The organism is Janthinobacterium sp. GW823-FHT03B06 (genome assembly GCF_058796955.1).
Map to the genome: position 1 here is coordinate 137,540 of NZ_JBXAJE010000006.1, position 12,511 is coordinate 150,050.

Consider the following 12,511-nt stretch of genomic DNA (forward strand, 5'->3'; position numbering starts at 1 on the left):
TCGAAATGAGTGCAAGCCAGAGCAAAGTCGTGCAGTATTTTTTTGCGCCCCACTCGCCATGGACCTACCTGGGGCACGCGCGCCTGATGGCCATCGCCGCGAAGACGGGCGCACAGATTGACGTGCGGCCCTTTGACCTGGGCAAGGTCTTCAGCGTCTCGGGCGGCCTGCCGCTGGCCAAGCGCGCACCGCAGCGCCAGGCGTACCGCCTGGCCGAACTGGCGCGCTGGTCCGCCTTTTTGCAGGTGCCATTGACCCTGCAGCCGAAGTTCTTCCCCGTGTCGCCGGAAGCGTCGGCCAAGCTGATCATCGCCACGCGCCTGGCGCACGGCGTGGAAGCGTCGCTGAAACTGGCGCACGCCATCATGCGCGGCCTGTGGGCTGAGGAGCGCAATATCGGCGACGAGGAAACCCTGGTGCAGATCGCGTTTGACGCCGGTTTCGACGGCCGCCAGTTGCTGAAAACGTCGGAGACGGCCAGCGTGCAGGCGGAATACGACGCCAACACGGAAGCGGCCACCGCCGCCAGCGTGTTCGGCTCGCCGTGGTACATCGTCGATGGCGAAGGGTTCTGGGGGCAGGACCGCCTCGATTTTGTCGAGCGCGCGCTGGCGAAATAATTATGGAAAGATGTCAATGTAGGTCGGATTAGCGCTTTGCGCGTAATCCGACAAGCTCAGTCGGCAGCGGTGTTTGTCGGCTTACGCCCTGGCGGGCTAAGCCGACCTACGCCGACCTACGCCGACCTGCGCCGACCTGCGCAAGATATTGGATGTAGGTCGGATTGGCGCTGCGCGCGTAATCCGACAAGTTTTGAAATTTTTAGTTAATTGTTTTTCAACGGATAAAAGGTACACCATGGCTTCATATTTTTGCCCATGCCCGCGCGGCATGGAAGCGGCGCTGGCCGAAGAGCTGGGCGAGATCGCCCAGGATAGTGCGACCATGAAGGTGCACAACCAGGTGCCGGGCGGCGTCCATTGCTCCGGCGACCTGCTCGATTCCTACCGCATCAACCTGCATTCGCGCATCGCTTCGCGCGTGCTGATGCGCATGGCCCATTCCGGCTACAAGACGGAAAACGATATTTACGACCTGACCCTGGCGCAAGCGTGGGAAGACTGGTTCGGCGTGCACCACACGATCCGCGTTGACGTCACGGCCGTGAAATCGCCGCTGCGCAGCCTGGAATTCACGACACTGAAAATCAAGGATGCGATCTGCGACCGCTTCCGCGACCAGTTCAACGAGCGTCCATCGGTCAACACCAAGACGCCGGACATGCGCATCGTCGGCTTCCTCGACGCGCATACCTTCACCGTCTATCTCGACACCTCGGGCGAAGCCTTGTTCAAGCGCGGCTGGCGCGAAGAGACGGGCGACGCGCCGCTGCGCGAAAACCTGGCCGCCGGCCTGCTGCGGGTGTCGGGCTGGAAGCCTGGCATGGTGCTGTTCGACCCGATGTGCGGTTCCGGCACCATCCTGGCCGAAGCGGCGCAGATGCTGCAAGGGATTCCGCCGGGCGCCTCGCGCCAGTTCGCGTTTGAAAACTTCCACGACTTCGATCCGGCGCCGTGGAATGCCATGAAAAACGCCATCAAGGTCAATCCGCTGCCGGCCGAACCGACCATTTTCGGCAGCGATATCTCGGGCGACATGGTCGCCATGACGCGCCATAACCTGCGTTGCGCCGGCGTGCGCTTCGACGTGCCCCTGAAACAGATCGAGGCGCAGGAAGTCAAGCCGCCGAGCGACGTGCCGGGCATCATGCTGACCAACCCGCCGTACGGCGAGCGTATCGGCGTGCGCGGCGACAGCACCATCCCGGAAGATGAACTGTCGACGTCGTTCTATTCGGCCATGGGCACGACCCTGAAGCAGCGCTTCGCCGGCTGGACCGTGTTCCTGTTCACGGCCGACCTGGGCCTGCCCAAGCTGCTGCGTCTGAAGGAAGCGCGCAAGACGCCATTCTTCAACGGTGCGCTGGAATGCCGTTTGTTCCGCTTTGATATGGTCGCCGGTTACAACCGCCGCGAAGAAGCCAAGCCAAAAAATAACTGATCAAACCTGCTGCGCGTCGGGATAGGCGGCCTGTGATGCTCGCCGTACTCGTGTACGGCTGCGCTTCTCGGCCACCTCTCCCTTCCGCTCGCGACGGTTTTATCAGCTATTTTGGCGTCTGTAGACGTCTGTAGTAACGCAGTACCTCGCGCGGACCGCAACCGGTCCGCGCGCCACTTTGGATCCGCCATGTTTCCCACCCCTCCGGCCGATGTGCCGCCCGACCCGGTCACGCCCGTTCCGCCTCCCACACCGAGCCACATGGCGCCGCTGAGCCGCGGTGCGCTGGCGATGATGCTGGCCGGGCTGTCGATGCTGGGCCCCCTGTCGATCGACACCTATCTGCCCGCGTTTGGCGCGATCCAGGGTTCGCTGCAGGCGTCGCCGCTGGAAGTGCAGCAGTCGCTGACGTTCTACATGCTGGCCTTTGCCGGCATGGTGCTGTGGCATGGCGCGATCTCGGATACCTTCGGCAGGCGCAATGTCATTCTCGTGTCGCTGCTGATGTTTGCCATCGGTTCGCTCGGCTGCGCTTCGGCGCACACGGTGCATTACCTGTGGTTCTTCCGCATCATGCAGGGCGTCTCGGCCGGCGCCGGCGTGGTGATCAGCCGTGCCATCATCCGCGACCTGTATGCCGATGCGGCGGCGGCGCGGCTGCTGTCGCTGGTGACGATGATCTTTTCCATCGCGCCGGCCGTGGCGCCGATTCTCGGCGGCTGGATCGTCATCTGGTTCGACTGGCGCTCGATCTTCCTGTTCCTCGCCTTCTACACGGTGGTGCTGCTGGCGTTCTGCTACTGGCGCCTGCCGGAAACCCTGCCGATGGAAAAGCGTCAGCCCTTCAATCCCCGCTTCCTGGCGTCGAGCTATGGCCAGATCCTGCGCTCGCCGCTGTTCCACATCAAGGCCGGCATCGTCGCCCTCAATTTCGCGGGCCTGTTCCTGTTCATCACGGCCGCGCCGGAAATGCTGCCCAAGCAGCTGGGCCTGGGACCATCGCAATTCGCCTGGCTGTTCATTCCCTGCGTGAGCGGCATCTTCATGGGCGCCGCGGCGGCCAACCGCATCGCCGGCAAGGTCACGTTCGCGCGCCAGATCGGCATCGGCTTTGCCTTCCTGCTGTGCGCCGCCAGCGTCAATGTCGTGTATCACCTGTTCCTGCCGCCATCCTTGCCCTGGTCGGTGCTGCCCCTGTTCTTCTATACCTTCGGCATGTCGCTGGTGGGTCCGGGCGCGACCCTGCTGGCGCTCGACCTGTTCCCGCACATCCGCGGCACGGTGGCCTCGTGCCAGTCGTTTGCCAGCACCTTGCTGGGCGCCGTGGTGGCCGGCGTGATCTCTCCTCTGCTGTCCGGTTCCGTGCTGTGGCTGGCGTCGGGCCAGCTGGCGTTTACGGGCCTGGCGCTGGCGCTGTGGCTGATATCGCGGCGCTTCCGCCACCGTTTGCTGGGTTCCTTCAAGGCATAAGTTTCCATCGCAGAACGCTGGATTTATTTCAACTTAATTTTCTATATTGCAAGTAATATCCGGCGCTTATGATAAGATGACTGCTTTTCCCGGCATCCTCTCAGGCGACATTTTTTGGGTTACAGGAGTGGAGGATTCCTCTGAACGTGGCCGCGCTTCGCTGCTGAGCGCTCTTCCTTTTCAAACCGGCAATGCCTGATACGATGCATCAATCTGATCAAGATATTCGCAATCGCCTGCTGATTGCCCGCCTGCCGGCCATGCCGCAGATCCTCCTCAAACTGATCGCCCACCTGCAGGCCGACGATGCCGGCATGCCGGAGCTGGCCGCGCTGATCGCCAAGGATGCGGGCATGACCAGCAAGATCCTCGGCGTGGCCAGCAGCTCGGCCTACCATCGGCAGAGCAAGGTCGTCAGCCTGGAACAGTCGCTCGTGTCGCTGGGCACGGACATGATCAAGACCCTGGTCATCAGCGAATCCGTCTTCCAGACCTTCAACAGCTTTCCCCATTCCGGCAGCACGGATTTGCGCGCCTTCTGGAAGAGTTCGCTGTCGGCCGCCGTCATGGCGCGCGCGCTGGCCAAGGCCATGGCCTATCCGCACGTCGAGGAAGCATATCTGGCGGGCTTGCTGCACAACGTGGGCCGCCTGGCCCTGCTGGCCACGGCGCCGAAGGAATACGCGTTCAATTTCACGGCGCGCGACGATGCCGCCCTGTGCGCGGTGGAGCAGCGTACCTTGCAGATCACGCATGCCGAAGCGGGCGCTTGGCTGATCGAGCGCTGGCATCTCGATTCCTTCCTGGCCGACAGCGTGCTGTATCACCATGAGCCGCTGGCGCGCCTGGAAGCGAGCCATCCCCTGATCCGCATCGTGCGCCTGGCGCACCTGCTGTGCTGCCATGCCGACGATGCGGAGTCGATCACGCAGGCGGCAAGCCTGTGCGCGCTGGACGTCGAGACACTGGACGAGCTGGCCGGCAGCGTCGCGCGCCAGGTGGAGCAGGCCGCGCAGCACCTGGGCATCGACCTGGCCGGCGCGGACGATATCGCCACGCCGCCCGCCTATGCGCCGCCAGCCGTCGATCCGGTGCAGCGGCGCCTGTCCGACGAAGTGCGCAATATGGTGCTGGTGTCCGAAGTGGGCCAGACCTTCGCCCGGCAGCAGGGCGAGAGCAGCCTGCTCGAAGCCATCACGCGCTCGGCGCGCATTCTGTTCGATTTCGACACCGCCGTCATCCTGCTGCAAAACCCCACCGGCCATGCGCTCGTCGGCGTGGCGGCGGGCGAACATCAGCAGCGCCTGGCCGGCTTCTCGATCCCGCTGGCCAAGGGCGGCCTCCTGGCCGCCTCGGCGCTGGAGTGCCAGCTGGCGTTCCTGAAACGCGACATGCCGGCGCTGGGCATCGTCGAGGAGCAGCTGTTCCGCATTCTCGGTACCGACAGCCTGGTCTGCGTGCCCTTGGCGTCGGGCCAGCGCAGCCTGGGCGTGCTCATTGGCGGCGTGGCGGCGTGGCAGATTCCCGCTTGCCAGAAGCGCGAGGGTTTTCTGCGCGCGTATGCCAACCAGGCCGCCACGGCGCTGGAAACGGCCATCAGCGCGCGCGGGCTGGCGCGGCGCCAGCTCGATCACGTGACCGAGGAATACCGCGCCGCGTCGCGCCGCGTCGTGCACGAAGTGAATAACCCGCTGTCCATCATCAAGAACTATCTGAGCGTGCTCGATCACAAGCTGGAGAAGCAGGAACCGGTGTCGGGCGAAATGGCGATCCTGAACGAGGAAATCGACCGGGTCGGCCAGCTGATCGGCGGCCTGGCCGATCTGCAGCCGGCGGCTGCCAGCGGCGTGACCGATTGCGCGCGCGTGGTCGACGATGTGCTGCGCCTGTTCCGCGCCACCGACTTCCTGCCGCCGAAGATCGAGGTGGTCACGCGCATGCAGGACGCGCCATGCGAGGTGGAGGCCGATGCCGACATGCTCAAGCAAATCCTGCTCAACCTGCTGAAAAACGCCGTCGAAGCGCTGCCTGATGGCGGGCGCATCGAAGTGGCGAACCGTGGCCACGTGAACCGCGACCGCCGCCTGTACCTAGAGCTGTGCGTCAGCGACAATGGCGCCGGCCTGGCGCCGGAAGTGCTGGCCAATCTGTTTTCCCCCGTGCGCAGCAGCAAGGCAGGCGCGCATCACGGCCTGGGCTTGTCCATCGTGCATGACCTGGTCACGCGCCTGCATGGCGTGATCGGCTGCCGCAGCAGCAAGTCCGGCACCTCGTTTGAAATTTTACTGCCCATTCCCTTGCCGGCAAGCGCTGCAGCCGCGCTGCCCTCGCCCGGCAATACCGCCATGTCTTCGTAACGTCCATGAACTCCTCCGCCATTCCGTTTGACCTGGAAAACAGCCCGCGCATTTTGCTGGTCGACGACGAGCCCCGCCTGCTCGCCTCTCTCCACGAATTGCTGAAGGACCGCGGCTACCAGCTGCACACGGCCACCTGCGGCAGCGAGGCGCTGGCGCAGTTGTCGAAACTGCGCTTCGACCTGATCCTGCTCGACTTGCGCCTGCCCGACATGAGCGGCCATGAAATCATGGACCACATCAACCGGCGCGGCATCGAGGGCGACGTGATCGTCATGAGCGGCGACGTCGGCATCGAGGCGGCCATCGGCGCCCTCAAACGCGGGGCCTACGATTATCTGCGCAAGCCCTACAGCCGCGAGGAGCTGCTCAAGACGGTGGAGAACGCGCTGCAAAAGAGCCAGCTGGCGCTGGAGAACGAGCGCATCGCGCTGCAGCTGGAAAACTCGGAAAAGATGTACCGCTACCTGGTCGACAGCTCACCCGACATCATCTATACGCTGAACCACGAAGGCCGCATCACTTTCATCAACGACAGGGTGCACCAGTTGCTGGGCTTTAGCCGCGAGGAGCTGATCGGCAGCCATTACTCGATTCTCGTACACGATGAAGACCAGGAGCGGGCGCGCTATGCCTTCAACGAACGCCGCCTCGACGAGCGCGCCTCGCGCAATGTGGAACTGCGCCTGAAGTGCCATAGCGGCAGCGGCAGCGACCGGACCTTCAACAACACCCTGATGACGATTCCGCTCAATTCGATCGGCATGCACGGCCACGATCAGGAAGCGAAAAAGCAGGAGTACTTCGGCACCTACGGCGTGGCGCGCGATATCACCGACCGCAAGCGCGCCGAGGAAGTCATCTCTTACCAGGCCTATCACGACATCCTGACGGACCTGCCGAACCGCATGCTGTTCAAGGACCGCCTGGGGCTGGCCGTGATCCAGGCGCGGCGCAAGCTGACGGAACTGGCCGTGATGTTCATCGACCTCGATCGTTTCAAGCTGGTCAACGACACCCTGGGCCACGTGAAGGGCGACGAGCTGCTGCAGCAGGTGGCGCTGCGCCTGAAGGATTGCCTGCGCCGCGGCGATACCCTGGCGCGCCAGGGCGGCGATGAATTCACCATCGTGCTGCCGGAACTGCGCGACCGCCAGGATGCGCGCCTGATCGCCGACAAATTCCTCGAATGCCTGCACCAGCCGTTCGACCTCGATGGCAACCAGGTGCATATTTCGGCGTCCATCGGCATCGCCATCTATCCGGGCGACGGCGAGACCATCGACGAGCTGCTGCGCCACGCCGACATCGCCATGTACCAGGTCAAGGCGCTGGGCAAGAACGGCCACAGTTTCTATCACGAGTCCATGCTCGACGTGTCGCACCAGAAGATCGCGCTCGAGCAGAGCCTGCGCAAGGCGCTGGAGCTGAATCAGCTGGAGATGTATTACCAGCCGCAGGTGGATGTGATGACGGGCCGCATCGTTGGCGCCGAAGGCCTGATGCGCTGGAACCACCCGCAGCGGGGTTTGCTGACGGCCGGCGAATTCCTGCCGTTCGCCGAGGAAAACGGCTTGATGCTGCCGATCTCGGACTGGATGCTGGGCGCCCTGTGCCGCGACCTGGTGCAGTGGAACGCGGCTGGCGGCGAAGCCGTGCGCCTGTCGCTCAATTTGTCGCCGCAATACCTGGACCGGGGCGACTTTTTCGAGAAGATGCGCGGCGCGCTGACGCGCTACGGCATCGCGCCGGAAAAGATCGAAGTCGAGATCACGGAAAACATCTGCATCCGCAACCCGCAGTACGCGATCGAGCAGTTGAACAAGCTGTGCCAGCTGGGCGTGTCGGTGGCCATCGACGATTTCGGCACCGGCTATTCCTCGCTGTCGTACCTGCACCGCTTCCCCATCCACACCATCAAGATCGACCAGTCGTTTGTGAAGGAAATCCACGACGAGCACGGACACTATCCCGTCATCCTGGCCATCATCTCGATTGCGCGCGGCCTGGGCCTGCACCTGATCGCCGAGGGTGTGGAGACGGAAGGGCAGGCGCGCTACCTGCAGGACAAGGGCTGCACCACGATGCAGGGCTATCTGTACCACCGGCCCATTTCGCTGGGCAGTTTTATCGGCGTGCTGCAGGAGCAGAACCGCCTGATCGCCGATGCCGCTCCCGCGCCGTCCCCGACGCTGACCATCGAGGCTTGACCGTGTCGCTTGCCGATCCCCGCTACACGGCTGCTCATTACACGGCTGACTACCTGCGCCTGAAAGGACTGGCCGAGAAAGGCAATGCGAACGCCCAGCACAGCCTGGGCTTCATGTATTTCAATGGCCAGGGTATCGGGCAAAGCTATGCGCTGGCGCTGCACTGGTACGGCCTGGCTGCCGCGCAGGGACTCGAGCATGCGCAATACAACCTGGGCGTGATGTGCCAGAAGGGCCAGGGCGTGCCGCAGGATTTTGCGCAGGCGGCGCACTGGTACCAGCAGGCGGCCGAACAGGGCTACGCGGCGGCCCAGTACAACCTGGGCTGGCTGTATGCCAAGGGCCAGGGACTCGCGCAAGATAGCGGGCAAGCCATGCTGTGGTTCAGCCGCGCGGCGGAACAGGGCGACGCGGGCGCGCAAAACAACCTGGGCATGATGTATGACAATGGCAAGGGCGTGCCGCAGGACTTCGTGCAAGCCATCGCCTGGTACCGCAAGGCGGCCGAACAGGGCTATGCGCGTGCGCAGTTCAACCTGGGTCTGCGCTACGACAATGGCCAGGGCGTGCGCCAGGATCGCCAGCAGGCGACGGCCTGGATGCGCAAGGCCGCCGAGCAGGGTTATGCGCCGGCCCAGTTCAACCTGGCGCTGCGCTATGAAAATGGCGACGTGCTGCCGCAGGACAGCCGGCAGGCGATCAGCTGGTACCGGCGCGCGGCCGAGCAGGGCCACGCCAGTTCGCAGTTCAACCTGGGCCTGATTTACGACAATGGCCAGGGCGTGCCTTGCGATAAACAGGCGGCGCTGGAGTGGTATGTCAAGGCGGCGGGACTGGGGCATGCGGCGGCCCAGCACAACCTGGGCCTGCATCATGAACATGGCGCCCACGATTACGCGCAGGCGCAAGCGTTTTACCGCCAGGCCGCCGAGCAGGGCTTCCCCGCCGCGCAGTATCAGCTGGGACTGCTGCATGAGCATGGACAGGGCGTGCCTGCCGATGCGCAGGAAGCCATCTTCTGGTACCGCAAGGCGGCCGACCAGGGACATGTGCGCGCGCAGTTCGACCTGGGCCTGCGCTATGAGCATGGCCAGGGTGTGCCGCAGGATCTGTCGCTGGCGCTGGAATGGTACCGCCGCGCCGCCGAGCAGGATTACGCGCCGGCGCAATACATGCAGGGCGTCTTGCACGACCGCGACGATGGTCCTGCACCCGACAGCCAGCAGGCATGCGCCTGTTACTGCCGCGCCGCCGCCCAGGGCCACAGCCTGGCCCAGTTCGCGCTGGGCCTGCGGCACGACAATGGCCAGGACGTGCCGCAGGACTATGCCGCCGCCTGGGACTGGTATGCGCTGGCCGCGCGCCAGGGCCATGCGCGGGCGCAGATGAATCTGGGCTTGATGGCGGCCAGCGGCCAGGGCGCTCCGCTCGATTTGCAGCAGGCGTATATCTGGCTGTCAATGGCCTCGGCGGCCGGCGTGGCCGGCGCGGAAAAATCCCTGCGCCAGACGGCGGCGCGCATGCGCGAGACGGATCTGAACCAGGTGCGCGAGCGCCTGGAAGCGCTGGCCGATTAATTCACGCTCTCATTAAAATCGTCGCGCGCCACGCTGGCATTGAGGATGCCAGGTATGTCAAGAATGGGTCTTTATTTTACTGAAAACGGTTAACGCCATCTTCAAGAAAGATTGCGCATATTAATCCCGAATGAGAGTATCATAATATTCAAAAAAAATATCAAACACATAATATTCTGTCGCAGTAGTACGTTCAGTCAGGTCGTCCATCGACGATTGCACACTCGGGAACGCCTGTGAATTCGTTCAAGTGAGCAAAGGAAAGTAATATGATTTTAGTGACTGGTGGCGCCGGCTTCATCGGTTCCAACTTTGTAAGAGACTGGCTGGCGCTCAACGATGAGCCTGTAATCAATTTTGACAAACTGACCTACGCTGGCAATCTCAGCAATCTGGCCAGTCTGGAGCAAGACCCGCGGCATATCTTCGTACGCGGCGATATTTGCGATACTGCCCACGTCTCCCGCCTGCTGGCCGAACACCAGCCCCGTGCCATCGTGCATTTTGCAGCAGAGAGCCATGTCGATCGCTCGATCCATAGCCCCGGCGAATTCATTACCACCAACGTCAACGGCACCTTCAGCCTGCTCGAGGCCGCACGTGCTTACTGGTCTGGCCTGACAGGCGACGCCAGGGACGGCTTCCGTTTCCTGCACGTCTCGACCGACGAGGTGTACGGCACCCTGGGACCGAACGACCCGCCATTTACGGAAACGACGCCGTATGCGCCCAACAGTCCCTATTCGGCATCGAAAGCGGCGTCCGATCATCTGGTGCGCGCGTATTTCCATACCTATGGCATGCCGGTGCTTACCACCAACTGCTCTAACAACTATGGTTCCTTCCATTTCCCGGAAAAACTGATTCCGCTCATCATCAGCAATGCCCGTGCCGGCAAGGCCTTGCCTATCTATGGCGATGGTATGCAAGTGCGCGACTGGCTGTACGTGGGCGACCATTGCGCGGCGATCCGCCGCGTCCTGGAAGCGGGACGCCTGGGCGAGGTCTACAACGTGGGCGGCTGGAATGAAATGGCCAATCTGGAAGTCGTGCATATCTTGTGCGACATCCTCGATACGCTCGATCCCAAGGCGTCCGGCAGCTATCGCGAACAAATCACCTACGTACTGGATCGCCCAGGCCACGACCGTCGCTATGCCATCGACGCGCGCAAGATCGAGCGCGAACTGGGCTGGAAGCCGGCCGAAACCTTCGCCACTGGCATCCGCAAGACCGTCCAGTGGTATATGGACAACCAGGTCTGGGTACGTGATGTGCAGTCGGGCGATTACCTGAAGTGGGTAGAGAAAAATTACGCGGCACGCGACACAGCCGAGGAGCAGCAATAATGGGAAACGCCATCGAACGCAAGGGCATCATCCTCGCAGGCGGTTCCGGCACGCGCCTGTACCCTGTCACCATGGCCGTGTCGAAGCAGCTGCTGCCCGTGTATGACAAGCCGATGATCTACTATCCGCTGACCACGCTGATGCTGGCTGGCATACGCGACATCCTGATCATTTCCACACCACAAGATACGCCGCGCTTCCAGGAGTTGCTGGGTGACGGCAGCCAGTGGGGCATCAAACTCAGCTACGCCGTGCAACCCACGCCGGATGGCCTGGCACAGGCGTTCATCATTGGCAAAGAATTTGTCGGCAATGCGCCATCGGCCCTGATTCTGGGCGACAACATCTATTATGGCCATGACTTTGAAACGCAGTTGCGCGTAGCCTCGGCACGCACCAGCGGCTCGACCGTGTTCGCTTACCATGTCACCGATCCGCAACGCTATGGCGTGATCGATTTCGACGCGCAACGTCACGCCGTCAGCATCGAGGAAAAGCCGCTCAAGCCAAAATCGAATTACGCCGTCACCGGCCTGTATTTCTACGACAGCCAGGTCTGCGACATCGCCGCCAGTATCGTGCCTTCTGCGCGTGGCGAGCTGGAAATCACGGATGTCAACCGCGCCTACTTGGAACGCGGCCAATTGAACGTCGAATTGATGGGCCGCGGCATGGCCTGGCTTGATACGGGCACCCATGAATCCTTGTTGGAAGCGGGCCAATTCATCGCTACCATTGAAAACCGCCAGGGCTTGAAAGTTGCCTGCCCCGAGGAAATCGCTTACCGCAAGGGATATATCGATGCCGCCAAACTGGAGCAGCTAGCCCGGCCGTTGAAGAAAAACGCCTACGGTCAATATCTGTTGCGTTTGCTCGACGACAAAATATTCTGAGGTGCGCCGCGCTTTCCACCTAGTTCATACGATACCGATATACCATGCAAATCCAGACCACAGCCATACCTGACATATTGATACTCGAACCGACGGTATTCGGTGACGACCGCGGCTTTTTCTATGAAAGCTTTAACCAGAAGCGCTTTGCCGAACTGACCGGCGTTACGCGCTCTTTCGTGCAAGACAATCATTCCAAGTCGGCCAAGGGGGTGTTGCGCGGCCTGCATTATCAGATCCAGCAGCCGCAAGGCAAACTGGTGCGCGTCACCGCCGGCGCAGTATTCGACGTCACTGTCGACCTGCGTAAAAATTCGCCAAGCTTCGGTCGCTGGGTCGGCGTGGTGCTGTCGGCTGCCAACAAACGCCAGCTATGGATTCCCGAAGGCTTCGCCCACGGCTTCCTGGTAACCAGCGACAACGCTGAATTTTTGTACAAAACCACCGATTACTGGGCGCCGGAATTTGAGCGTAGTATCTTGTGGAATGATCCGGCAATCGGCATCGACTGGCCGCTGGACGGCGAACCGCTCTTGTCGGGCAAGGACAAAGCCGCGACGTTGCTGGCCCATGCCGACGTCTTTGCCTGAGCAC

General features: G+C 62.4%; 9 protein-coding genes. All 9 read left to right on the plus strand.

Annotated elements, in window-relative coordinates:
* Positions 1-5 precede the first annotated feature (5 nt).
* The 9 genes from AC1RBA_RS19965 (at position 6) to rfbC (ending at position 12,507) form a co-directional block, all read left to right on the plus strand.
* The gene (locus tag AC1RBA_RS19965) at positions 6-620 is read left to right on the plus strand and encodes a 2-hydroxychromene-2-carboxylate isomerase (protein ID WP_070220516.1); all 615 of its coding nucleotides are present in this window, start codon (positions 6-8) and stop codon (positions 618-620) included.
* A 238-nt stretch (positions 621-858) separates the two neighbouring features.
* Complete coding sequence (locus AC1RBA_RS19970; protein WP_492419655.1) at positions 859-2,061, plus strand: THUMP domain-containing class I SAM-dependent RNA methyltransferase; 1,203 nt, start codon at positions 859-861, stop codon at positions 2,059-2,061.
* 189 nt (positions 2,062-2,250) lie between these two features.
* Positions 2,251-3,531 carry a multidrug effflux MFS transporter gene (locus AC1RBA_RS19975; RefSeq protein ID WP_200880291.1) on the plus strand — a complete coding sequence of 427 codons (1,281 nt, stop codon included), beginning with the start codon at positions 2,251-2,253 and terminating at the stop codon, positions 3,529-3,531.
* A 203-nt stretch (positions 3,532-3,734) separates the two neighbouring features.
* Positions 3,735-5,888 (plus strand): HDOD domain-containing protein, encoded by a 2,154-nt coding sequence (locus AC1RBA_RS19980; RefSeq protein WP_492419656.1) that lies wholly within the window; start codon positions 3,735-3,737, stop codon positions 5,886-5,888.
* A 5-nt stretch (positions 5,889-5,893) separates the two neighbouring features.
* Positions 5,894-8,098 (plus strand): EAL domain-containing response regulator, encoded by a 2,205-nt coding sequence (locus AC1RBA_RS19985; protein WP_070220512.1) that lies wholly within the window; start codon positions 5,894-5,896, stop codon positions 8,096-8,098.
* A gap of 2 nt (positions 8,099-8,100) precedes the next feature.
* The gene (locus AC1RBA_RS19990; protein WP_254679544.1) at positions 8,101-9,675 is read left to right on the plus strand and encodes an SEL1-like repeat protein; all 1,575 of its coding nucleotides are present in this window, start codon (positions 8,101-8,103) and stop codon (positions 9,673-9,675) included.
* A gap of 269 nt (positions 9,676-9,944) precedes the next feature.
* The gene (gene rfbB, locus AC1RBA_RS19995; protein ID WP_070220508.1) at positions 9,945-11,024 is read left to right on the plus strand and encodes a dTDP-glucose 4,6-dehydratase; all 1,080 of its coding nucleotides are present in this window, start codon (positions 9,945-9,947) and stop codon (positions 11,022-11,024) included.
* The gene (rfbA, locus tag AC1RBA_RS20000) at positions 11,024-11,917 is read left to right on the plus strand and encodes a glucose-1-phosphate thymidylyltransferase RfbA (protein WP_070220506.1); all 894 of its coding nucleotides are present in this window, start codon (positions 11,024-11,026) and stop codon (positions 11,915-11,917) included. The genes rfbB and rfbA overlap by 1 nt, the downstream gene beginning before the upstream one ends.
* 44 nt (positions 11,918-11,961) lie before the next feature.
* Entirely contained in the window at positions 11,962-12,507 is a 546-nt protein-coding gene (rfbC, locus tag AC1RBA_RS20005) for a dTDP-4-dehydrorhamnose 3,5-epimerase (RefSeq protein WP_070220504.1), read from the plus strand.
* Positions 12,508-12,511: the final 4 nt, after the last annotated feature.

Coding starts and splice junctions, on each gene's coding strand:
- AC1RBA_RS19985 (WP_070220512.1), top strand. CDS start 5,894: ATGAACTCCTCCGCCATTCCGTTTGACCTGGAAAACAGCCCGCGCATT.
- AC1RBA_RS19975 (WP_200880291.1), top strand. CDS start 2,251: ATGTTTCCCACCCCTCCGGCCGATGTGCCGCCCGACCCGGTCACGCCC.
- AC1RBA_RS19965 (WP_070220516.1), top strand. CDS start 6: ATGAGTGCAAGCCAGAGCAAAGTCGTGCAGTATTTTTTTGCGCCCCAC.
- AC1RBA_RS19970 (WP_492419655.1), top strand. CDS start 859: ATGGCTTCATATTTTTGCCCATGCCCGCGCGGCATGGAAGCGGCGCTG.
- rfbC (WP_070220504.1), top strand. CDS start 11,962: ATGCAAATCCAGACCACAGCCATACCTGACATATTGATACTCGAACCG.
- AC1RBA_RS19980 (WP_492419656.1), top strand. CDS start 3,735: ATGCATCAATCTGATCAAGATATTCGCAATCGCCTGCTGATTGCCCGC.
- rfbB (WP_070220508.1), top strand. CDS start 9,945: ATGATTTTAGTGACTGGTGGCGCCGGCTTCATCGGTTCCAACTTTGTA.
- rfbA (WP_070220506.1), top strand. CDS start 11,024: ATGGGAAACGCCATCGAACGCAAGGGCATCATCCTCGCAGGCGGTTCC.